This window comes from Klebsiella sp. ME-303 (assembly GCF_007910085.1).
Taxonomy (GTDB): domain Bacteria; phylum Pseudomonadota; class Gammaproteobacteria; order Enterobacterales; family Enterobacteriaceae; genus Klebsiella; species Klebsiella michiganensis.
In genome coordinates, this window is sequence record NZ_VOJB01000004.1 from 1 (window position 1) to 611 (window position 611).

1 protein-coding gene is annotated in these 611 nt (G+C 52.7%); it reads left to right on the plus strand.

Going from position 1 to position 611, the window contains the following annotated elements; translation table 11 throughout:
- On the plus strand, positions 1-515 hold a 515-nt coding region (locus tag FQK12_RS00025; RefSeq protein WP_222435532.1), incomplete at its 5' end, for a fimbrial protein.
- Positions 516-611: the final 96 nt, after the last annotated feature.

Consider the following 611-nt stretch of genomic DNA (forward strand, 5'->3'; position numbering starts at 1 on the left):
ATCTAAAAGTCGCAGATATTTATGTGGGGCGCTCTGCAACTGGCGCTTATGGTGACACCCCTATAACCTCGGTTTATTTATCGGGTAACGTTATCGTCCCCCAAACCTGCTCCGTTAACGCCGGGCAAATTGTGACCGTTGATTTTGGCTCCTTTATGTCGGGTGAGTTTAAAAACAAGGGCCAGATGCCCACCGGCTATACGCCGAAAACCATCACCGTGCCGATTAAATGTAACGGGATGGATGCTAACGCCAGCTTAACCCTGCGCTTCCAGGCGGAAGCCTCGACGGATGAACCGGCGGCGATTAAGACCAGCAACGACGATGTCGGCGTGCAGATCACCGATGACAGCGGCAAGGTGATTGAGCCGAACAGCGGCCTGATTCCTTTCCAACTGGATGACAATATGCAGGCGACGGTGACCTTTCACGCCGCGCCGATTAGCACCACCGGAAACGCCCCGGCAGAGGGAACCTTTTCGGCGACAGCCTATATTCGCGTCGACTTTGCATGAAGCGCAAAAAACGCTAAACGGCATGTTGGTGGTATTGCGGATCGAGGTCAGGCAATAACGTCAGATGCAATATTAACGATCTGTAAGCATGAAGCA